Origin of the sequence: Vibrio nigripulchritudo ATCC 27043, assembly GCF_000222685.1 — a bacterium.
GTDB classification, from domain to species: domain Bacteria; phylum Pseudomonadota; class Gammaproteobacteria; order Enterobacterales; family Vibrionaceae; genus Vibrio; species Vibrio nigripulchritudo.
The window spans coordinates 39499-61754 of record NZ_AFWJ01000124.1; the positions used below are offsets into that span (position 1 = coordinate 39499).

Sequence of the window (22256 nt, forward strand, 5' to 3'; positions counted from 1 at the left end):
GTCCGCCAGGGGGCAGTGAACACCTAAGACTTTTTCGACCCAGAGCTGCGTTTTCTCGTTGAACCTGGCTTCTTCGCCGAACTTTTACCTGTGCTGCGGCGCTTTTTGTAGGCTGGGCGTTCGACTTTAGGTAGGTGCCTGAGCGATTCAGGGACAGGACCAAACTTCACTTTCTCCATCAGGGTATTGATCTTGGTTTCAAGTGCTTGCATGAAAGGCTGATACGCCTGATTGCGTTCCGCCATGCCCTGCAACTGATGCTCCCAATGGGCGGTCATGTCTGGGTAAGTGGAGTCGTTGGGCAGCGCATGCACCAGTCCCCGACCCGCAGGCGAACTGAGAATGGATTTACCTTGTCGAGTCAGTAGCTTTCGTTTAAACAGGGTATCCAGTATTCCGGCGCGAGTCGCCTCCGTACCTAAGCCGTCAGTCTCGCGCAGAATCTTTTTCAATTCTTTATCTTCCACAAATCGGGCAATTCCCGTCATGGCTTGCAACAATGTTGCTTCGGTAAAATGCTTAGGTGGCTCGGTTTTTCTGTCTTTTATCTGCCCCTCTCGGCAGGTTAATACGGTTCCTTCTGGCAGCGGTGGCACCGTATCGACGCCATCGTCCTGTTCTGTCTTCTCTTTGCCCATCAGAACTTTCCAACCCGGCTCGACCAGTTGCTTTCCCGATGCTATGAAAGTGCCGCCTGCGATATCAAAAATTAACTTAGCCTCGGCGTACACCGCTGGTGGGTAAAACTGCATCAGGTATTGTCTGGCGATCTGCTGATAGATTTTCATTTCATTGCCAGAAAGCGCATTGACCGAAGCTTTTTTTGGCGTTGGAATGATGGCGTGGTGAGCATCGACTTTGCTGTCGTTCCACGCTTTGGATTTACGAGAAAGATCCGCCCCCTGAACCGCTTGGGACAATTCACCGCAGTTGTTGGCAATGGCATCCGATACGGCTTTCGCCTGCCCAAAATGTTCCATGGGCAAATAGCGGCTGTCGGATCGAGGGTAAGTGATCAGCTTGTGCTTTTCATAAAGCGACTGACAGACGTTAAGCACGTCTTGAGCACTCATACCAAATCGCTTGGCGGCATCAATTTGGAGTGCCGAAAGGGAATAAGGCAAAGAGGCAGCTTGCTTGGTCTGCTTCTGCTCTGATTTGGTAACAGTTGCTGGCTGACCCGCAATGCGCGAAGCTACGTTTTCCACCAGCTTTCGGTTCAGGACTCGCCCTTCTTCATCCTGCCAGGGTTTGCAGGCTTCGCTTGGTTTCCAACGAGCTCGGATGTCAAAGCTGCCATTCTGGTCTTGATAAGGGATAAGGGCATGAAGGGTGAAATAGTCTCGCGGGACAAAATTTTCGATTTCTTCGTCTCGGCGAACCACCAAACCCAGCACCGGGGTCTGTACACGCCCTACCGATAATACCCCCTGATAACCGGCTTTTTGACCAAGCAATGTGTACGCGCGTGACATGTTCATGCCATACAGCCAATCGGCACGGGAACGAGCCAGAGCTGAGACAGACAAAGGAATGAAATCTCGGTTACTACGAAGTTGCGAGAGCGCGCGCTTTACCGCAGGCAAGTTCAGGTCGCTGATCAGTAACCTTTCCATGTTCTCTTTTTTGCCTTTAGGGACTTTGCAGTAATCAATCACTTCATCCACCAGCAACTGACCTTCGCGATCAGGATCGCCTGCATGAACGATGTGGCTGCTTTCTTTTAAGAGCTTTCGGATCACCGTGAGCTGTTTGCTTGAAGTCTTGCGAGGTCTGAGTTGCCATTGGTCTGGAACAATCGGCAGGTCATTCATGTTCCATTTTTTGTAACGCTCATCGTAGGCGTCGGGTTCCACTTGCTCCAGCAAATGACCAATGCACCAAGTCACGATGTCACCATTACCACACCGAATACACCCGTTTTCATTCTTTTGAGGTTTTGGAAGTGCCGCAGCAATCGCGCGCCCTAAACTGGGTTTTTCGGCAATGATGAGTCGAGACATAAATGGATGAAGTTCACTAGATAAAACAAAGCCACATTATCTAATGTGGCTTTGAGAATGCAAGGAAAGAAACTGTATTTTTATACAGTTATAAAAATTCCACGAACTGACTGAGATCACGCTCTGGCACTTTCATTGGCGTACAACCTGGGGTGCCCACATAAAGGAAACCGACGATCTCGTCTTTGCCTTCTAACCCAAAGGCTTCATGCACTTTCGGGTGGAACATCCAGCTACCTGAACGCCAGAATGCCTGAAAACCTTGCGCGACCGCTGCCATCTGCATAGCTTGAACTGCGCAGCCTGCAGAAAGGTATTGCTCCAGAGCAGGCACTTTTTCGTTTTCTGTGACCTTGGCGATCACCGTGATCACCATAGGAGCACGGAAAGGGGCATTTTTCAGTTTTTCGATGACAGCTTCTTCGCTATTTTCTGCTTCGGCCGCAGAAACCAGAATGTCAGCCAGTTTTGCCAAACCTTCACCTTGTGAAATCACAAAGCGCCAAGGCGTTAAGCCAGCATGGTCAGGCGCTCGAAGCCCGGCTTTAATGATGTTTTGAAGTGCTTCACCTTCTGGTGCAGGAGCAGAAAGCTTGGCAATTGAGCGACGATTCAGTAAGAGGTCTAACGCTTCCATTTGAAGTCCTTATTCGTTTTTTCCAAATGTAGCACAATCCAGCAAAAATTTAGCCCCTGCGAGTGAGGGGCTAATTGGATTTGAATTTGAGAGCTTAAATAGCCACCGCAAGCTTCACACCTTGTCGAATAGCGCGTACCGCGTCCAGTTCACCGGCATGATCCGCACCACCGATAATATGAAGTTTATCACCCAGCTTGCTCCAATCTGATTCAAATGGGCGAACGGACTCTTGTCCTGCACAAACGATAACTGTATCGGCATCTAGAAGCTTTTCATCACCTTTGTGCTCGATATACAGACCTTTGCCATTCAGGCGTTGGTACTTCACGCCACCAATCAGGTTCACTCCGCGTTTTTCCAGAGTACGTTTGTGGATCCAGCCTGTGGTTTTGCCCGGTCCTTTCCCCACTTTGCCTTGGCGGCGTTGAAGTACCCAGACGGTTTTGTCGCTTACCGAATCTGGGTAAGGGAACAGCCCGCCGGGATGTTCGATATTCTTGTCAATGCCCCATTCGTGCAGCCAATCGTCCAAATCGTGGCTATTTGGTTCAGTTAGCATAGTGGCGACATCGATTCCGATGCCTCCTGCTCCGATAATTGCGACTTTTTCACCTACTGGTGTCTTTTCACGAATCAGTGTCTGATAATCCACCACTTTCTCGGCATTATCGAAACCCTCAATGTTGACTTCACGGGGAGCTACGCCTGAGGCCATAACCACTTCGTCGTAACCTTCCAGCATGTCAAAGGTGACTTCGGTTTCCAGCTTGAGGTTGACGCCCGTGGTGTCAATGCGATTAGCAAAGTAGCGAATGGTTTCGCGAAATTCCTCTTTTCCGGGGATTTGCATGGCCAGACGGAACTGCCCTCCAATGCGATCGTTTCTTTCGAACAGGTCAACATGATGACCCCGCTCGGAAGCCGTAGTTGCAAACGACAGACCAGCAGGACCTGCGCCCACGACGGCAATTTTCTTTTTCTTGGTCGCAGGTTGCACCACAATTTCTGATTCGTAGCATGCTCTTGGATTCACCAGGCAGCTTGCACGCTTGCCTTTAAAGACGTTATCCAGACACGCTTGGTTGCAACCAATACAGGTGTTGATCAGTTGGCTTTGATTGGCTGCCGCTTTATTGACAAAGTCTGGGTCGGCTAAGAATGGTCTTGCCATGGACACCATATCAGCTTGCCCCGATGCAATGATTTTCTCGCCTTCGTCTGGCGTGTTGATTCGGTTACAGGTGATCACAGGAACATTGATGTGTGGTTTCACTTTCTCGGTCACCCAGGCAAAGGCACTCCGCGGAACCTGTGTGGCAATGGTGGGGATTCGCGCTTCGTGCCAGCCGATTCCAGTATTGATGATGGAAACGCCGGCTTTTTCCAGCTCTTTGGCCAGCATGATCACTTCTTCAAACGTGCTCCCCTCTTCAACCAAATCCAGCATGGAAAGCCGAAAGATGATGATGAACTCTTCACCCACTTTTTCACGAATTGCTCTCACCACTTCTAACGGAAATCGCATCCGATTTTCGTAGGTTCCACCCCATTCGTCATAACGCATGTTAGTGCGCTTACAGATGAACTGGTTAAGGAGATAACCCTCTGAACCCATCACTTCCACGCCGTCGTATCCCGCTTGTTTGGCAAGAGATGCAGAATTAGCGAAAGCATCGATGGTTTTTAGAATCTGACGATGACTCATCTCGCTTGGTGCAAACTTGGCTATAGGAGCACGAATACCCGAAGCGCTCTGAGAGAATGGGTGCATGGCGTATCGACCTGCGTGCAGAAGTTGCAGCGCAATTTTTCCTCCATGCTCGTGCACTGCATTTGTGACTACCTTGTGTGCATTGGCATGTTTGGGTTTACTGAACTCTGCGCTGAACGGGTGAAGCCTTCCACGCAGGTTTGGCGAGAATCCTCCAGTGACGATCAGACCGACTCCCCCTTTCGCACGCTCGGCATAGAAGGCTGCAAGCTTATGTAAGCCTTTCTTATCCTCTTCCAGACCAGTATGCATTGAACCCATCAATACTCGGTTTCTGAGCTGGGTAAAACCCAGATCCAGCGGTGAAAGTAAATTTGAATACATAGGGAGAGCTCACTTTAGTTTTATTGTAATGGTCTGACCACTCTAGAACCCTTAAAACAAAAAATCAAACACCTGTTTACATTTATTCAACAACGATCAATCTTCTGTGTTTTTCTGCCTCAAGATGACGTAGGATGGAGAAATTACATAAGTACTTGTATTGGAAAGACATGAAAAAGTTATTTCGAGTTATAGGTCTGATTTTTAAGTGGATATGGAAGGCAATTTCCTTCCTGCGTCTCGCGATTATCAACCTGTTCTTTTTGTTTTCCCTGGCGATCATCTACTTCGTCTATACCCAAGCAGATACAGAAGGTCCTGTTGTTCAGGAACGTTCAGCATTAGTGATGAATTTATCTGGTCCTATCGTTGAACAAAGCACCTACGTCGCACCAATGGATTCCTTTACGGGTTCGCTGTTGGGGAACGAATTACCAAAAGAAAACGTTTTGTTCGAAATCGTTGATGCCATTCGATATGCACAAAATGACGATCAGGTATCTGGATTGGTTTTGGCTCTTCGTGAAATGCCAGAAACGAATCTGACTAAGCTGCGATACATCGCTAAGGCGATCAACGAATTCAAAACCTCTGGCAAGCCTGTTTACGCGGTTGGCGATTTCTACAATCAGAGCCAGTATTACTTAGCCAGCTATGCAGATAAGATCTACATGGCACCTGATGGTGCAGTGCTACTCCAAGGTTATGGCGCTTACAACCTGTACTACAAAGACATGCTGGAGAAACTGGACGTTAACACGCATGTTTTCCGCGTTGGCACCTACAAATCCGCCATTGAGCCATTCACTCGTAATGACATGTCCGATGAAGCAAAAGAGTCGGCTTCCCGTTGGCTTACTCAGCTTTGGGATGCCTTTGTTCATGATGTCGCCTTAAATCGTAAGATTGAAGCGGCAACACTGGCACCAAGTGAAGACGAAATGCTGAATCTGCTTCAGGAAGCGAAAGGTGATTTAGCCTTACTTTCCCATAAAGTAGGGTTGGTTGATGAACTAGCAACTCGCCAGCAAGTGCGTAAAGCGCTGGTCGAAGAGTTTGGCAGTAACGGTAATGATAGCTTCAACCATGTGGGTTACTACGAGTACCTAGCCACCATGAACCCATTGCCTAGCTTTGCTGCTGACGACGTCGCTATTGTGGTAGCCAGCGGCGCTATTATGGATGGTTATCAGCCTCGCGGAACTATTGGCGGCGATACGGTCGCATCACTACTTCGCGACGCCCGTATTGACGACAAAGTGAAATCCGTCGTATTGCGCGTTGACAGCCCTGGCGGCAGCGCATTTGCATCTGAAGTGATTCGAAATGAGGTTCAGGCTCTGCGTGATGCAGGAAAACCAGTTGTGGTTTCCATGTCTAGCCTAGCTGCATCGGGTGGTTACTGGATTTCGATGAGCGCAGACAAGATTGTTGCTCAGCCGACGACGCTAACGGGTTCTATTGGTATCTTTAGCGTGATTACAACCTTTGAAAAAGGCTTGAATAATCTTGGTATCTACAATGATGGTATTGGTACTTCGCCATTCTCTGGTGTAGGCATTACACGTGGACTGACTCCTGCGGCTTCTGAAGCCATTCAGCTTGGTATAGAACACGGTTACCAGCGCTTCATCGGGCTGGTTGGTGAAAACCGTGAAATGAGTATTGAAGATGTAGATAAAGTTGCTCAGGGTCGTGTCTGGACAGCAAAAGACGCCATGTCGTTTGGTTTGGTTGATCAGATGGGTGACTTTGACGACGCCGTTAAACTGGCTGCCGAACTCGCTGGTCTTGAGTCTTACAATATCTACTGGGTTGAAGAACAGCTGTCTTCAACTGAGCAGTTCATTCAGGAAATCATGAAGAACATCTCTGTAAAACTGGGCATTGATATGAACAGTATGGTTCCTGAGTCGCTGCGTCCGGTAGCAAAACAGCTATCACAGGACTTCAGCGTTATGCAAAGCTTCAATGACCCCAAAGGGCATTACGCATTCTGCTTAAACTGCCAAGTTCAATAGGCATCTCTTCAATCAAAAAATAGACGCTTCGGCGTCTATTTTTTTAGGTAAGAGCTACCCAACAATAAAAGAGAATCCTTCTGGGGTTTTGCCTAAAATCAGATATAATCCCCGCCAACACCATGACGTATAACAACTAGAAACGTAGCCCTATGCCAAAGAAACACATTTACATCGCTTACACTGGTGGCACCATTGGAATGCAGAAGTCTGACCAAGGGTACATCCCAGTCGCCGGGTTTATGGAAAAACAGCTACAGAGCATGCCGGAATTTCATCGCCCTGAGATGCCGGATTACACCATCCATGAATACGACCCTCTGATTGATTCTTCCGACATGACTCCGATGGACTGGCAACAGATCGCGGATGACATTCATGATAACTACGACAAGTACGACGGTTTCGTGATTCTGCATGGTACAGACACCATGGCATACACCGCTTCTGCGTTGTCTTTTATGCTGGAAAACCTAGGTAAACCTGTCATCGTGACAGGCTCTCAGATTCCTTTGGCAGAGCTGCGTTCGGACGGTCAAGCTAATCTGTTGAATGCCCTTCATATTGCGGCAAATTACCCAATCAATGAAGTGACGTTGTTCTTCAACAATCAGCTGATGCGTGGCAACCGAAGCACCAAGTCTCATGCTGATGGCTTCAACGCGTTTACTTCTCCTAATCTCCCTGCACTGCTTGAAGCGGGTATCAATATTCAGGTAAGCAATCACGTTGAAGTGGACAAGAAACCAGAAGGTGATTTCAAGGTTCATAAGATCATCCCGCAGCCTATCGGGGTAATCACTATGTACCCTGGTATTTCTCATGAAGTGATTCGAAATACCTTACGCCAGCCTGTGAATGCCATGATTCTGCTGACCTTTGGCGTGGGCAACGCTCCGCAAAACCCAGAACTGCTCGCACACCTGAAAGAAGCGTCTGAACGTGGGGTTATTGTGGTAAACCTTACCCAGTGCTTAGCCGGTAAAGTGAATATGGGTGGTTACGCGACGGGTTGTGCGCTGGCAGAAGCCGGAGTCATCAGCGGATACGATATGACCCATGAAGCGGCGTTAGCTAAACTCCATTATCTGCTAAGTCAGAATTTGGGCTATGAGGATGTGAAAGCGGAAATGCAAAAAGTGCTGCGCGGTGAAATGAGTCTTTAAAGCAAACGTAACTTATTCAATACAAACGTAAAGAGGAGGCGACCGCCTCCTCTTTTTCATTCGTCTTTGTCTATTTTTATTCGGGCGATTTCATCTTCCTTCTCGGAAAATTCTTTTTTCAGCTCAACCTTTGACTTGAACTCTATTTCGCCACCCGCGGCAACCGTCATGTGTTGCGCCTCGTTGTTATGCTTGGATTGATATAGCATAACGGCTTGCATGCAGGAGTCTCGCTGTTCTTGGTTTAACGGAGTACCATCTGGCCATTTCCCTGTTTCTACTGCATAATTTAAGCGCTCGTATACCTCGGGCGTCATTGCTTCGATAAGTTGCTCTACATTCACTTTCTTTCCTAATTATAAGCAAATAGGTTTTGAATAAGACCATATCCGGCTACTATGCTTAGTCAAGTAATGGACAACAAATTAGAGCCTTAGATCACAAGCGGGATACCAATGCTAAATACTCGACTTCTAATCTGTATCGCTTCAGCTTCAATGCTTTCAGGATGTTTTGAAGCCCACCAAAATACCGGGGAATTGTGCGAAGCAAACCCTACTCTTCGATGCGAAAAACTCAACATGCGTGACGGACAATGCCGCATTCCAAGAACCGATTTAATCTGGCACCGTTACGACGCATTGCGTAACAACACAGTAGATAAGATGCTCAAAGAATTTGAGATCTTACATGAATATCAACAATGTCTTGAGTTAGCAGCTCAGATTCAGCCTATTGACCAAAGTGATCTAAAAGAAAGGCGATTCAATGCTCTCGTTCATACCTATGATGAACAAAAGCGCATCCTTCACGATTTGAAATCCTCCAAAGACCCTTATGCTTTGTATTTTCGCTGGACTCAGGGCGATGATGATGCCCAGAGAGAATTTCTGCAATTAGAAGGTACAGCAAAACTTAATACGGCTAAGCTGCAATACGCATTGGCAACTTACTATGCCAATAGAGATAAGCAGAAAACACTTACCCTGCTCGAAAACGCGCTGACTCTGACCAAAAAAGGGCAGCTGAATAATGAAGTGATTAAGTCGCTCGCCAGTACCAACCAGTCATTGGGCAATCTGGAATACGCTTATATATGGGCAATGGTCGGCAAGGAGTACGAAATCCCAGTATCCTCAGATCGTAACTTGAGAAGGCTGTATCCATTCCCGGAGGAAAAACTGGGTAAACTCAATGATCTGGCAGATGATGTGGTTGATGCAATCAAAGATGGTCAGTACAAACCATCTTTGATTCCGGAAATCGATGCTCTGAGGAAATGGTAGGGTGTGAACTTTCGTTTCCGTATATGAAAGTTTTTTTCAAAGGTGATGTGTTACGCATCACCTTTTTTATTATTGTTGAAAATTAACGACACAGAGTTAACGCAAAAGCGTTCACCTGTGGTTTTAGGTCCATCAGGAAAAACGTGACCTAAATGGCTATCACAGGCAGCACAACGAATTTCTACCCTCTTCATTCCGTGACTCAGATCTTCCAGATATCGTATTGCTGTATCATTGATAGGGGCATCAAAGCTGGGCCAGCCACACCCCGAGTCATACTTGTTATCTGAGTGGAAAAGTGGAATTTCACAGCAGGTACACAGGTATTCACCGCTCTGTTTATTATGAAGTAATTTTCCAGAAAAAGGGGCTTCAGTCCCTTGCTGGCGACAAACACGAAATTCCTCATCGCTCAGTTGTTCTCTCCATTCTTTCTCCGTTTTTTCAACTGGTTGCACCTTTTGGTTCACGTTTATATTTCTCCATTTTTCTTATTTTTTATTCATTTCATTAAACAAAGTCTTGCCTAAGACTGGGGTTGTAGCACATACTTCGTAACCGAAATATGACCCGTGCGTCATTTTTGACACACTGATGTTGACTGAACACTTCTGCGCATGATTGCTGGCGCTAGATCCACGCAGTCATGTGTAAAAAATATACGTTTGCAAAGATATGTTAAAAAAAGCATCGCTTTTTTTTGACTTTAGACAAGTTAACCTTGATTATCTGTTGCAGATTTTGACTGGATTCTGTAATTTTACTACCAGTTATCTTTAATCAGAAATTAAGTTGTGGAGCAACTATAATGACTATCAAAGTAGGTATTAACGGTTTTGGCCGTATCGGTCGTTTCGTATTCCGCGCTGCTCAAGAGCGTGCTGACATCGAAGTTGTAGGTATTAATGACCTAATCGACGTAGAATACATGGCATACATGCTTAAGTACGACTCAACTCACGGTCGTTTCAACGGCACTGTTGAAGTTGAAGGCGGAAACCTAATCGTTAACGGCAAAACTGTACGTGTAACAGCAGAGCGCAACCCAACTGAACTTCAGTGGGACCAAATCGGTGTTGACGTTGTTGCAGAAGCAACTGGTATCTTCCTAACTGACGAAACTGCTCGCCAGCACATCACTGCAGGTGCTAAGAAAGTTGTTCTTACTGGCCCATCTAAAGACGCAACTCCAATGTTCGTTATGGGTGTAAACGACAGCACTTACGCTGGTCAAGACATCGTTTCTAACGCATCTTGTACTACTAACTGTCTAGCGCCTATCGCTAAAGTTCTTAACGACAAGTTCGGTATCGAATCTGGTCTTATGACTACAGTTCACGCAACTACTGCTACTCAGAAGACTGTAGACGGTCCTTCTGCTAAAGACTGGCGTGGTGGTCGTGGTGCTTCTCAGAACATCATCCCATCTTCAACTGGTGCTGCTAAAGCTGTAGGCGTTGTTCTTCCAGAACTAAACGGCAAACTAACTGGTATGGCTTTCCGCGTACCAACTGCTAACGTTTCTGTAGTTGACCTAACAGTTAACCTGAAAGAAGGCGCATCTTACGAAGCTATCTGTGCAGCAATGAAAGAAGCTTCTGAAGGCGACCTAAAAGGTGTTCTAGGTTACACTGAAGACCAAGTTGTTTCTCAAGACTTCATCGGCGAAGTTCAAACTTCAGTATTCGATGCTAAAGCTGGTATCGCTCTAACTGACAACTTCGTTAAAGTTGTATCTTGGTACGACAACGAAATCGGTTACTCAAACAAAGTTCTTGACCTAATCGCTCACATCTCTAAGTAAGCATTAGTTAAAGACTTTCTTTGATGAAAGATTGAAAAAAGGCGACCATTGTGTCGCCTTTTTTATTATGTACTTAGGGTTCATAGCCCTAGGTTCAACCCCTCTATTTGCAATAAAGAAAACAGGAAAGAAGATGGAATTACGTACTCTGCCCGCTCTGACTGTACTCTCAGATAATGTTTCGATTGTAGAAAAAGACAATGTAAAAATTGTTCGTGTTATTCACGAAAAAGCAGAAGCGGGAATCGCATTGCATGGCGGTCACGTTGTTTCTTTCAAACCCATCGGTCAGCAGGACCTGATCTGGATGAGTAAAGAAGCTAAGTTTGATGGAAAAGCTGCACTTCGAGGCGGCGTGCCTGTTTGCTGGCCATGGTTTGGTCGCATTGCTGCACCTGCACACGGCTTCGCTCGTTCCAGCCAGTGGGATCTGGTTGAGCATCGTGAAAACGAAAACGGTGTCATCGTTAGCCTCAGTCTAAAGCCTAATGCCGAAACCAAAGCAATTTGGGATTTCGACTTCGAAGCGATTCTGAATGTAGAGATATCAGACACTCTCACCATTACGTTGGATGTAAAGAATACAGACAGCAAAGCGTGGACTTTCTCTGGAGCACTTCATACATATCTCAATGTGGGTGATATTCTGAATACCGAGACCACTGGCATGGGCGCTGAGTACATCGACAGCCTCCAGGACGACAAAGTCTGCCAGGGCGGTGAAGTACTCAAACTGACTGACACCATTGATCGCGTTTACACTCAACCAGAAGCACAAATCCGCGTGTCTGACTCTTCATTTGATCGCACGATTGTTATCGAGAATCAGGGTCATAACTCCGCAGTACTTTGGAACCCTTGGAAAGAAGGTGCTGAAGGTATGGGAGACATGCAGGACGACGGTTACCAAACCATGCTGTGTGTGGAGTCCACACTACACGCACCTAGCATTGAAGAAGGTAAAACTCTGCAGCCTGGTGAAAGCCATCAGTTAGCGACCACGATTTCACTCGCAAATTAGGGTCTGTTGCCCTTTAAAGATGAATGACTGAAGCGACCATAGGGTCGCTTTTCTTTTTCCAATTCCTAATCCATTGATCTCTTTTATAAATTAAGCCTTGCCATTTACCAGTTTCATTGTTAAGACTGTATTTTCAAAAATACATTAAAGCGTTTGTAAGATCAGATAATCGTTCACTCGCCTGATGTTCTAGACTTTCAGTGTCCTTTACACATTCTATATCCCCAACAGATATAGCTTTGTACCACTTCCAGTCACAAAACGTCACAACCAGTTTAATCAGATTGCAATACACTCGGTTGTAATAAGTCAAGGAGAGGAAATGCATCTAATGGATTCAGCTAATCAATATAATTTGATGCTTGTTGAAGACGATATGGAACTGGCTGGATTGATCCAGGACTACCTCGAAAACCACGAATTCAATGTCACTCATGTCGCGAATGGAAAAGACGCTGCCGACAGAATCTTGACCGATCAACCTGACATTGTGATTCTGGATGTGATGTTACCGGGTCAGTCTGGCATGGATGTGTGCAGACAAGTGCGCTCTGGTTACAGTGGGATGATACTGATGCAAACAGCATTGGATGACGATATCGATCAGATGATGGGGCTGGAGCTAGGGGCAGACGACTACATAGTAAAGCAGGTTCAGCCCAGATTGCTTCTTTCCCGAGTACGAGCCCTGCTAAGGCGCAGCCAGCGTTCTAGTCTAACTGCTGAATCCTCACAGATCATGAACTTTGGTGCGTTGAAAATAGATTTACAAAAACGTCAGGTGATGCTGAATGGTCAGGAGATTCAACTCACTACCGCCGAATTTGAGTTGCTGCATTTGCTGGCTCAAAACTCTGGTCAGGTAGTATCTCGTGACGACATAGTGCAGCAAATTCGTGGATACGAATACGACGGTTTAGATCGTTCAATCGACCGAAGAATCTCCAGACTAAGGCGAACATTGCTGGACGACCCCCATAACCCTCAGATAATCAAGACCATTCGTGGTAAAGGTTATCAGCTTTGCGCCAGCAATCATTGATCGGAGACCATCATGATAAAAGCATTTTCAATACTTTGGCTGGTCATTCTGATTCCTATCGCGCTGGTATTCAGTCCATTTGGTTCTGTGCCTCTCAATGAGATTGGCAACAGCATGGCGCACAAATTTTATACCGAAGTCTACGGTCCCACACTATACACTCTCGAAGATGATCTTCTCAAACTGCCCAAAGAAGAATGGAAAAGTTACTCTGACGAACTTCAACCTGAATTCGGTCACAAACTGGATGTGGTCTCGATTGTTGATTTTCCCTTCACAGATTCGAACAAAGCACTCATTAGTGACGGTGAAATGATTTATCACATTGGTGACCCACCCGCGCTAATGAAACGCGTTGGAGAAAGTGATCAGGCGGTTTATTTTGCAGTAGAGTTAGCCGTCCATGAAGCCGGAAAAATGGCCGCAAAAGGTCCACTTCATTTGCTGAGAAGACAGATACTGGAGTTGCCAAAAGAGCAGCGTGAAGAAGGGCTTCGTAAACTCACCGAGACTTTGCCTGTTATCGCCACTTTTGAAAAAATCGATAGCGTTAAACTATCCGAAGAAGAACAGAAAAAGCTTCTGGCGGGTGAAATAGCCGCAGAGCTCAGCGAAAATGACGAGATTGTTTTTTATGCGCTAATCGAAGAGGGAATTGTGCTCAAAATTTTCGAGCATAACTCGACTAAGCTGCAGTTACAGTTCTCAAGTTACATCATCATGGGCATCATGGCTTGCATAGCCGCTGGTATGTTCCTGTGGGCCATACCTCTGTGGCGAGATCTGAAAAGGTTAGCGGCAACCACCAATGCATATGGAAGAGGTGAGCTTCAGTCCCGGGCCAAAATTTCCCGTATGTCTGTAGTCGCGCAGTTAAGTGGTTCTTTCAACAAAATGGCGGACAATATTGAAAAGTTAATATTGGGTCACAGAGAACTGACCAATGCCATTGCACACGATTTAAGAACACCTCTTTACCGTCTGCGTTTTGCTTTTGAAATGCTGAACGATAACAAACTCAGTGACGAGCAAAGAGCAAAATATAACGGGGTAGTCGAGAAAAGTATCGATGATCTGGACCACCTGATTAACCAAACCTTAATTTTGTCTCGCTACTCTCGAGTGCCGAGCGCTGAACAAATCGCCCCTTGCATACTTGAGCCGGTTTTACGCTCTGAAATCAATCACTTTCAGTTGGAGCACCCTGAGCTCTCCGTTAGTTTTCAATGCTCTTCATTGCTGAAGGAAAGCGAAGTCATGGTGGATCAACGAGCCATGATACGAGCTCTGAACAACTTGCTCGCCAATGCGGCTCGGTTTGCAGAAGAAACCATTCAGGTGACACTTGAGCGTCACCCAAACAACTGGGTACTCATTGTTGAAGATGACGGGATTGGTATACCTCAAGATATGTGGCAGTCCATCTTCGATCCCTTTACCCAAGTCAATAATGAACAGCGAGATACAAGCACAGGGCATGGATTAGGTCTGGCAATAGTCAAACAGATTGCGCATTGGCACGAAGGCGAAGCTAACGTATCACAATCTGAATTAGGTGGTGCGAAATTCATCATCACCTGGAATAAGCCCTTAACAAGCGATTCACCAAACCAAGCACAAGCGGTCACAAACCGTCACATTTCGTCTACAAGTGAGCATGGATGAGTGAACAGGAATTAATCAAACTAGAATCTCTAATCACAGAAAGTAATAGGTACAAGGATGAAGAATTTACATAAGTCCATCGGGTTGTTCTGCTTAACACTGAGTGCACCCACTCTCGCGTCGTATGAGGAAACACCTTTTGAACCTGGATGGCAGTTTATCCTTTCTGCAAACCTTGGTTACGGTTCCGAAACGTCGCAATCTAACACCCATGATGACAACAAAACTGCCGACTCATTAGACAGCAACGGCAAATCGGTTTCCACGTTTGCCCCCTTCCCATTTATTCGGGTGGAATACACACTCGATAGTGGGTACACACAATTTTACCTTGGTCAGAGTGAAGATCAGGTAACCAGCGAACAGTTTCAAGCCGAGCTAGGTGTGAACCACTATCAGGAAGGCATTGGCTTGCTAACTGCCGCGTACTTCCCGAAAGTTCCGGGTGTGAGTGAAGTATGGGAAGACCCCTACCTGATTGGTAGCGAAAGAAAGACCACACATTCTAACGCTCACGGCGGTCGAATCGCTTACTCACCAGATACTGCATTGCCGCTAACATTGCGTTATGCGTTCGTAACCTATGATGTCGACGACGAAAAATCTGGGCAAAGTCAGGGGTTGACCTCTGCCGAGCAGAAGAAGCTAGACAGAAACAGTGATTTTCAGCGATTTGGTGTTGAAACCCTCGTACCGCTTGGTGATTCTTTCGCGATTATGCCTGCTGTTAGATATACGCTCAGGGACGCCAAAGGGGACGCTCACAGTTTCAAAGAGCTGTCGGGAGAGTTGGCATTTCAGTACGGCTACGAACAACATAGCTTTGTGTTGCAAACAGGTTTAGCCAAGCGAAACTTCGATACACTGAACCCTGTGTTCGACAAAAAACAAGATACAACGGTTACTAATCTGTTTGGTATCTACACCTACAATGAACCTTTTGGCTATGAGAACTTTAGCCTGAGCGTTATTGGTGGTGTGAGTAACGAAGACTCCGACATCAACTTCCATGATACAAAGAGTCAGTACATTGCTACAGGTGTCATTTATTACTTCTAATAAGTAAACCTGTAGAAACCACAATGGTGACGACATTCTGTCGTTGGTCTAGGGTTTGTTCCTCTCAAGCAGAGCTTACAAACCCTATTTTTAAGGAGGAAATCTATGCGTAAAATAACCATTTTGACCATCTTTGTGTCTCTGACACTGGCACTGACAGGTTGCAGCCGATTTCCTCAGGACAACATCTTAGATTTTCTGCCCGTATCCGCACCTTCTCTGGAAAAAGTTATTCCTGCGTTTCAGGGGGAGTGGTTTGGAAACATGATGAAAGGCGAAGCGGGTGAAGACGAACATGTCACTTATCACATTTCATCGGGCAGTCTAGCAAAAGAAGTCACCAAAAACGTGGTGACCAAAGTAAGCGTATTTATGGTTACAGCGCGATTACCTGCACCACAGAAGCAGCAGGAACGAATACAAAAACTTATTCACGAATTGCGCGAATAACTCGGGTCTTACTATGGAAAAATTCGATACTCAAGTCTTCATAGAAGGCTTGGGTATTTTTTATTTAGGTTCTTCCCTGCCAGACACTTTTTATTTATCGCTATTGCCGCTAAACTTTGCCCCCAATTTGCGTCTTTGAGTTTGACATGACATATCAGTGCCCCCTTTGCCAAAACGATTTGGAGTTGAATCAACGAACCTATCGCTGCGAGAACAACCACCAGTTTGATGTCGCGAAAGAAGGCTACGTTAACCTGATGCCAGCGCATCATAAACGCTCCAAAGATCCTGGCGATAACAAAGAGATGACGCAGGCACGCAGGCGCTTTCTTGATAGCAGGCACTATCAGGTTTTGCGTGAGTCTGTCGCTCAAACGTGCAGCCACTGGGTAAACAGCTCACAAGGGCAACTATTGGATATTGGCTGCGGAGAGGGTTACTACACCGATTTAGTGGAAAAACACCTGGCAGATAAACTTTCTGAGCCTCGTGTTTTCGGTTTAGACATTTCCAAAGTCGCCATTCGTTACGCTGCTAAACGTTATACAAATTGTCATTTCAGTGTCGCTTCCAGCCACCGCCTTCCGTTTAGCGACGAATCTTTAGATGCGGTGCTGAGAATCTATGCCCCATGTAAAGCAGAAGAGCTAAACCGGGTTATCAGTGACAAAGGCGTGTTGATTACGGTTACTCCAGCAGCGCGGCACCTCTTTCAGTTGAGACAGGGGATTTACGATGAAGTCAGGCTGCATGACGAATCACCCGAAATGCTGGAAGGCTTTACCCTTGTCGACGAGAAAAAAATTCATTACACCATGCCTTTAAAGGGCGGTGATGCTTTGGATTTGCTTCAGATGACACCATTCGCGTGGAAAGCAACAGACGAGTTCCGACAAACGCTGTCTGCCTCAGAGTGTTTTGACTGCGAAGCCGACTTTATGATTCGTGTTTATCAAAAAGGTTAAGGGCTGCTGACCTTTTATTTATTACCCCTAATTCCCCGAATTTTGAAGGGTTAGAAAGTCAGCAATTTATGATAAAGTCTGAACATACTGTATATCGTCACTGAACATTATTTTGAGCGTAACGGACCCTTCACTCAATCGGATTGAGAAACTGCTTAGCTATATTCATAGCAATGTTGACCTGCCTTTGACCTTGGAAGATTTATCCAAACAAAGCTGCTGGTCTCGCTGGCAGTTACAGAGGGTTTTCCATTCAAAAACCGGGCTCAACGTAGCGCAATATGTGCGAGAAATTAAGCTCAGTCTGGCCGCAGAACAGGTATTGAGCTCTCAGGATAGAGTGGTCGATATTGCATTAGCCTTTGGCTTCAATTCAGAAATCAGTTTCTCCCGTGCCTTTAAACAGCATTTTGGTCTCAGCCCAAGAGCATACCGTCAACAGGGGAACCGCAATGGCATCAAGATCCCCTTGGTTCGACCCAGCGCCTCTGCCCCGAAGTTTCAACCTGATAGCGACTATTTCCAGATTCGAATTGAGCACCGTGAAGCCTCAACCCTATATGGTATTAAACAACCCATAAAAGGTCTGTTTGCTGAAACACCAGATTTCAAACAAAAGGTTCCTGAGATATGGGAAAACCTGCACACGAATAACAAAGAAGTTCGTGGTTTATCCCCACAGCTCGGTGTCATTGATGTCACTCATAGCGTTATGGGAGAGGAAGGGCTTGAATACTGGGCAGGGCTAGATTCCGAAACTCTAAGTCAGCGCTCGAAAGACAAACTCACTCCACTCCTTATTCCAGAGCACGATTACGCCGTGCTGCCTGTACATGGACCGATCGATAGGCTGAGCGATTTGGTCGAGTGGTTTATTCTTTTTTGGTTACCCGATTCTGGGTATCAGGGTGTCGATGGGTATGAGATCGAACTTTACGATCACCGCTTCAATGCAACCAGTGACGCATCTTACATGGAATATTGGTTCCCTATTCTTAAAAATTATTGAGCATGAGCTCAATAAAGTGAGAGTTGCACCAAATTGTTAATTTTCACTTCAGCGAAATCTATATGATTCCCACCTGATAATCATTATCATTTGTGTTCACAATAATAAGGCATACGTTTAGCGACTAACGTTAACGAATAGCGCTAACCCGAGACACCCTTCTTGCAGGGCTTCTCTCGCTCCTCCTTGATAAAACGACGTGGACACTTGGCTGATTTAAGGACATAGCTGAGGTATCAATGAACCGTACATCCCACAATCCGACGTTGCGCCGCTCTCTTATTGCGCTTGCTGTTGCTGCGACTTTTTCCTATACCCCATTTGCAATGGCGGACACCGAGGAAACTGAAACTATTGAAGTGTTTGGTAAAACGTATCGAAACACGGCAACTAAAACTGTACTAGAGCCAGAAGAGACGCCACAAACACTGAATGTGATTGAAAGCGAACAACTTGAACAACGTGGCAACAAGTCTGTGATGCAGGCTTTGCGCTACGCACCGGGTGTCTCGACTGAAAACAAAGGTGGCGCTGTTGTGCTTTCTAACTGGGTCAACATCCGTGGTTTCAGTTCTTCTGACAACTACTACGATGGCTTGATGATGCCGATGCTACCGGGCTGGAACGTTCAGCCACAAATCGACCCTGTTGCCATTGAGCGCTTAGAAATTTTCAAAGGGCCAACATCCGTACTTTACGGAACGATGCCTCCAGGTGGTATGGTGAACGTGATCGCCAAAGCACCACAACTGGATAAAAGCACTAAAGTAAATCTGGCAACAGGTTCCAATAACCTGATGGAAGCGTCTATCGATACGACAGGTGCGTTGGCAGACAATGTTGCATACCGTCTTGTGGCTCTGGGCAGAAAATCCGATACACAAATCGATCATGTGAAAGAAGAGCGATACGTGTTTGCTCCTTCCATTGACTGGTATGTTTCGGACAAGACTTTCATTAATTTCAACCTCTATTACCAGAACGATCCGGCATTGGGTCATAACGTCACGATTCCTTTGGAAGGGATTACCGCTACGGATCCAAAAAAGAAAATCGATCGTTCTACCTACGCTGGCGATGTAAATTACAACACCTTAAAACGTGATTTCTGGTTGGCAGGTTACAAATTCAATCACGAATTCAATAATAACTGGACCTTCTTACAGAACTTCCGCTACATGGATGCCAAGCTTTACCAGGAAGGAACCGCAAGTGGCGCATTTGATTCTGCTACAGGAAACCTAGCTCGTACTGCTTACAGCACAGATGAAAAGTCTAAAGGGCTAAGCGTTGATAACCAGCTTGCTGGATTTGTTGATGTTGGTGAATCCCAGCATTACCTGTTGTTTGGTATCGATTATCGCGAAGTGACAGGAACGGCTATCTACGAAGCATTTGGTGGCGTACCTGGCATTAACCTTTATTCGCCAAACAACAACCTGGCTAACCCAAGTTCGTTTGCAAAAACATGGTCACAAACTCAGGATATCACCATGAAGCAGTTGGGCGGTTACTTCCAGGATCAAGTTCTCTGGAACAACTGGGTATTTATCGCAGGCGGACGCTTTGATGATGTGAGATCAGATACCAGCCTGACGACGATTATTGAGCCAAAGCCAGTTGCTACGGAAAACAAAGCTTCTAAGTTTTCTTATCGTGTAGGGGCGATGTATCAGTTTGATAATGGCATTTCGCCATTCCTAAACTTTGCAACAAGCTTTGAGCCAAACGCAAAACAAGATAAAGACGGAAATTACCTGGATCCGGAAACTGGCGAACAATTGGAAGCCGGGCTTAAGTACGCATCAGCAGATGGTTTAGCTACCGCATCAGCCGCACTATTCGACATTAAGAAGAAAAACGTTGGTGTACGCAAAGATGGTAAATCACCTTACACGGCTATCGGTGAAGTTCGTTCCCGTGGTCTTGAGCTAGAAGCCCGTACCATGCTGTCTGACAATCTGGATGTCATTGCTAACTACACCTACACAGACATTGAGACGACCAAAGACAACAACCCAGCTAACGTAGGTCAGGTGCCTGTATTCGTACCGAAAGAAGCAGCAAACCTATGGTCTAACTACTACGTTAACGACGGTGCTTTGCAAGGTCTGCGCGTTGGCGGTGGTGTCCGTTACGTAGGTGAAGCTGTTCTGAATGACACCGACGAGCGTAACATTGGCAAGGTAGCGGGTTACACCCTAGTTGATATGTCACTGGGTTACGACTTAAGCCAGTTCAGCGATTCATTGCAAGGTGCGTCAGCAAACTTTGTCGCCAACAATCTGTTTAACACGGAATACTACACCTGTTGGAATGAAAGCAACTGCTGGTATGGACAAGAAAGAACCGTGGAGCTGAATGTTAAATTCGAACTTTAACCAGACCCACTGAATAAAAGCAGGAGGTGCTTAGGTACCTCCTGCTTTTGGTGTTTTTGAAAAGGACTGATAACCGGCGTGCAAGATACATTTCACCAACAACTGTTTAGTGCCTGCGAGCAGATTTCACCCTACCTTGCAGGGCACATAACCCAACCAGATGAAAATATGCTGCGTTACAACCACAGTAATGAGGCGTTTTTCGAACAGCTCTATTCGAGTCTGAAAACCGCGCATCCCGAAGCTGGGAATGGCTACTGGCTGACTCGCTGTTGGGATCTGGCAACCTGGCAACCTTTGTATATTGCCTTCATCAGTGTATACGGGTTCAGAACACTGCCGGATTTTCATGAATTTGGTCAGTCGCAAATGGGCACTTTCGTTGCTGGTTTTTGCTTCGCTTCCTCTTCTCACAGGCATGGTGAAATCACCGAACTCGTGCCACACGCTGCTGAACAATTGAGCCAGCTTTTTGAATCCTATCGAGTTCAACTGGACGAACAGTACCGTTGCAGACCAGGGTTTGTGAAACACTTATTGGCTGATGCCATCATCAATTGCTGTCTGAAACTCAAAGCCTTTGATCCTTCACTTTCTCTGGATGACGTTCGAAACAATGCTGCTATGTGGCTCAGCGCATTTCAGTTGCCCTTAGACCAAATCGCCAATATTCGAGAAAGTAACAATCAAGAAGACAACGGCATGATTTCTTATGTCAGAAAAAGCTGCTGTCTGGTGTACAAGACAACGCAAGGCACTTTGTGTGAAGACTGCCCTAGACTCAAAAATTAACCGCTAACTCTATGTATAAACTTAACGAAATCAAAGTCATCAGAGATGACAAAACCATACTGGACATTGATAGCCTGACTATTGACCCCAAAGGTTTCACCGTAATTTTGGGTCACAATGGTTCAGGTAAATCGACCTTGGTTAACTTGCTGGCAAAACAGTTTGCACCGGAGCATGGTGAAATTGAGCTCAATGGTCAGCCAATCAGTACATTTTCAGCCAAAGCACTGGCAAAGGAAGTGGCCTACCTGCCTCAGAAGCTGCCTGAAGTGGCTGGTTTAAATGTCAAAGAGCTGGTTCGCTTGGGGCGCTACCCGTGGCGAGGCGTCTTTGGTCAATGGAACAGTGAAGACAACCAAATCATTGAAACTGCCATGATGCAAACACAGGTAGATAATATGAGCTTTGAACTCGCCGACCAGCTGTCTGGTGGTGAAAAGCAACGCGCCTGGATCGCCATGTTACTTGCCCAGCAATCCAACTTTCTGATTCTGGATGAACCCACTTCAGCACTAGATGTTCAGCATCAATATCAAGTGATGAGCCTGCTCAAGAAACTGAATCAGGAGTCTGGCAAAGGAGTACTGGTCATCCTCCATGATCTCAATTTGGCGTTGCGATTTGCCAGCCATGTTATCGCTCTCAAACAGGGGAAAGTGTTGTTTCAGGGGGAGCATTCACTTCTTTTGGATGAACAACGTTTGTCTGCACTTTATAACACCCCCGTATCACTTATCGATCACCCAAAACACAACCACAAGGTAGCCATCGTATGTTAAGGAATACACTGATTGCTCTACTCTTTTTTACTGTTCAGGTCAGCGCTGAAATCAAAGTTCAGGACAGCCGTGGTGAGC

At 46.1% G+C, this 22256-nt stretch carries 19 protein-coding genes; 14 read left to right on the forward strand and 5 right to left on the reverse strand.

Annotated features, from left to right (window positions below):
• Positions 1 to 23: 23 nt before the first annotated feature.
• The 3 genes from RH89_RS12225 to RH89_RS12235 form a co-directional block, all read right to left on the reverse strand.
• Positions 24 to 2003 (reverse strand): DNA topoisomerase III, encoded by a 1980-nt coding sequence (locus RH89_RS12225; protein ID WP_004402186.1) that lies wholly within the window; start codon positions 2001 to 2003, stop codon positions 24 to 26.
• An 88-nt stretch (positions 2004 to 2091) separates the two neighbouring features.
• A complete protein-coding gene (locus RH89_RS12230) occupies positions 2092 to 2640 on the reverse strand; it encodes an NAD(P)H nitroreductase (RefSeq protein ID WP_004402187.1) in 549 nt (182 codons plus the stop codon).
• 94 nt (positions 2641 to 2734) lie between these two features.
• The gene (locus RH89_RS12235) at positions 2735 to 4738 is read right to left on the reverse strand and encodes an NADPH-dependent 2,4-dienoyl-CoA reductase (protein ID WP_004402188.1); all 2004 of its coding nucleotides are present in this window, start codon (positions 4736 to 4738) and stop codon (positions 2735 to 2737) included.
• 170 nt (positions 4739 to 4908) lie between these two features.
• Here RH89_RS12235 and sppA point away from each other — a divergent pair, with 170 nt between their 5' ends.
• Together sppA and ansA are read left to right on the forward strand one after the other, a co-directional pair.
• Positions 4909 to 6759, forward strand: a complete 1851-nt coding sequence (gene sppA / locus RH89_RS12240; protein ID WP_004402189.1) for a signal peptide peptidase SppA — start codon at positions 4909 to 4911, stop codon at positions 6757 to 6759.
• Positions 6760 to 6911: 152 nt separating this feature from the next.
• Entirely contained in the window at positions 6912 to 7925 is a 1014-nt protein-coding gene (gene ansA / locus RH89_RS12245; RefSeq protein ID WP_004402190.1) for an asparaginase, read from the forward strand.
• A 56-nt stretch (positions 7926 to 7981) separates the two neighbouring features.
• Here ansA and RH89_RS12250 read toward each other — a convergent pair whose 3' ends face one another.
• Positions 7982 to 8269, reverse strand: coding sequence for a YeaC family protein (locus RH89_RS12250; RefSeq protein ID WP_004402191.1), 288 nt, complete (start codon positions 8267 to 8269; stop codon positions 7982 to 7984).
• Positions 8270 to 8380: 111 nt separating this feature from the next.
• Here RH89_RS12250 and RH89_RS12255 point away from each other — a divergent pair, with 111 nt between their 5' ends.
• A complete protein-coding gene (locus RH89_RS12255; protein WP_004402192.1) occupies positions 8381 to 9211 on the forward strand; it encodes a DUF2989 domain-containing protein in 831 nt (276 codons plus the stop codon).
• A gap of 50 nt (positions 9212 to 9261) precedes the next feature.
• Here the strand turns inward: RH89_RS12255 and msrB are convergent, their stop codons facing one another.
• Positions 9262 to 9681 carry a peptide-methionine (R)-S-oxide reductase MsrB gene (gene msrB, locus RH89_RS12260; RefSeq protein WP_004402193.1) on the reverse strand — a complete coding sequence of 140 codons (420 nt, stop codon included), beginning with the start codon at positions 9679 to 9681 and terminating at the stop codon, positions 9262 to 9264.
• A gap of 338 nt (positions 9682 to 10019) precedes the next feature.
• Between msrB and gap the strand changes: the two genes are divergently transcribed.
• From gap to RH89_RS12315, 11 genes are all read left to right on the forward strand, one after another.
• Positions 10020 to 11015, forward strand: a complete 996-nt coding sequence (gene gap / locus RH89_RS12265; RefSeq protein WP_004402194.1) for a type I glyceraldehyde-3-phosphate dehydrogenase — start codon at positions 10020 to 10022, stop codon at positions 11013 to 11015.
• Positions 11016 to 11148: 133 nt separating this feature from the next.
• Positions 11149 to 12036, forward strand: a complete 888-nt coding sequence (locus RH89_RS12270) for a D-hexose-6-phosphate mutarotase (RefSeq protein WP_004402195.1) — start codon at positions 11149 to 11151, stop codon at positions 12034 to 12036.
• Between the two features lie 331 nt (positions 12037 to 12367).
• Entirely contained in the window at positions 12368 to 13078 is a 711-nt protein-coding gene (locus RH89_RS12275; protein WP_004402196.1) for a winged helix-turn-helix domain-containing protein, read from the forward strand.
• 12 nt (positions 13079 to 13090) lie between these two features.
• Positions 13091 to 14743, forward strand: coding sequence for an ATP-binding protein (locus RH89_RS12280; protein WP_004402197.1), 1653 nt, complete (start codon positions 13091 to 13093; stop codon positions 14741 to 14743).
• Between the two features lie 57 nt (positions 14744 to 14800).
• Entirely contained in the window at positions 14801 to 15802 is a 1002-nt protein-coding gene (locus RH89_RS12285) for a DUF2860 family protein (protein ID WP_004402198.1), read from the forward strand.
• Between the two features lie 105 nt (positions 15803 to 15907).
• Positions 15908 to 16252 carry a hypothetical protein gene (locus RH89_RS12290; protein WP_004402199.1) on the forward strand — a complete coding sequence of 115 codons (345 nt, stop codon included), beginning with the start codon at positions 15908 to 15910 and terminating at the stop codon, positions 16250 to 16252.
• A 146-nt stretch (positions 16253 to 16398) separates the two neighbouring features.
• Positions 16399 to 17217, forward strand: coding sequence for a 23S rRNA (guanine(745)-N(1))-methyltransferase (rlmA, locus tag RH89_RS12295; RefSeq protein ID WP_004402200.1), 819 nt, complete (start codon positions 16399 to 16401; stop codon positions 17215 to 17217).
• Between the two features lie 112 nt (positions 17218 to 17329).
• Positions 17330 to 18226: an AraC family transcriptional regulator gene (locus RH89_RS12300; protein WP_004402201.1), complete on the forward strand. Its 897-nt coding sequence runs from the start codon at positions 17330 to 17332 to the stop codon at positions 18224 to 18226.
• A gap of 239 nt (positions 18227 to 18465) precedes the next feature.
• A complete protein-coding gene (locus tag RH89_RS12305; RefSeq protein ID WP_004402202.1) occupies positions 18466 to 20607 on the forward strand; it encodes a TonB-dependent siderophore receptor in 2142 nt (713 codons plus the stop codon).
• A gap of 78 nt (positions 20608 to 20685) precedes the next feature.
• A complete protein-coding gene (locus RH89_RS12310; RefSeq protein ID WP_004402203.1) occupies positions 20686 to 21399 on the forward strand; it encodes a siderophore ferric iron reductase in 714 nt (237 codons plus the stop codon).
• An 11-nt stretch (positions 21400 to 21410) separates the two neighbouring features.
• The gene (locus RH89_RS12315) at positions 21411 to 22178 is read left to right on the forward strand and encodes an ABC transporter ATP-binding protein (protein ID WP_004402204.1); all 768 of its coding nucleotides are present in this window, start codon (positions 21411 to 21413) and stop codon (positions 22176 to 22178) included.
• Positions 22179 to 22256 lie beyond the last annotated feature (78 nt).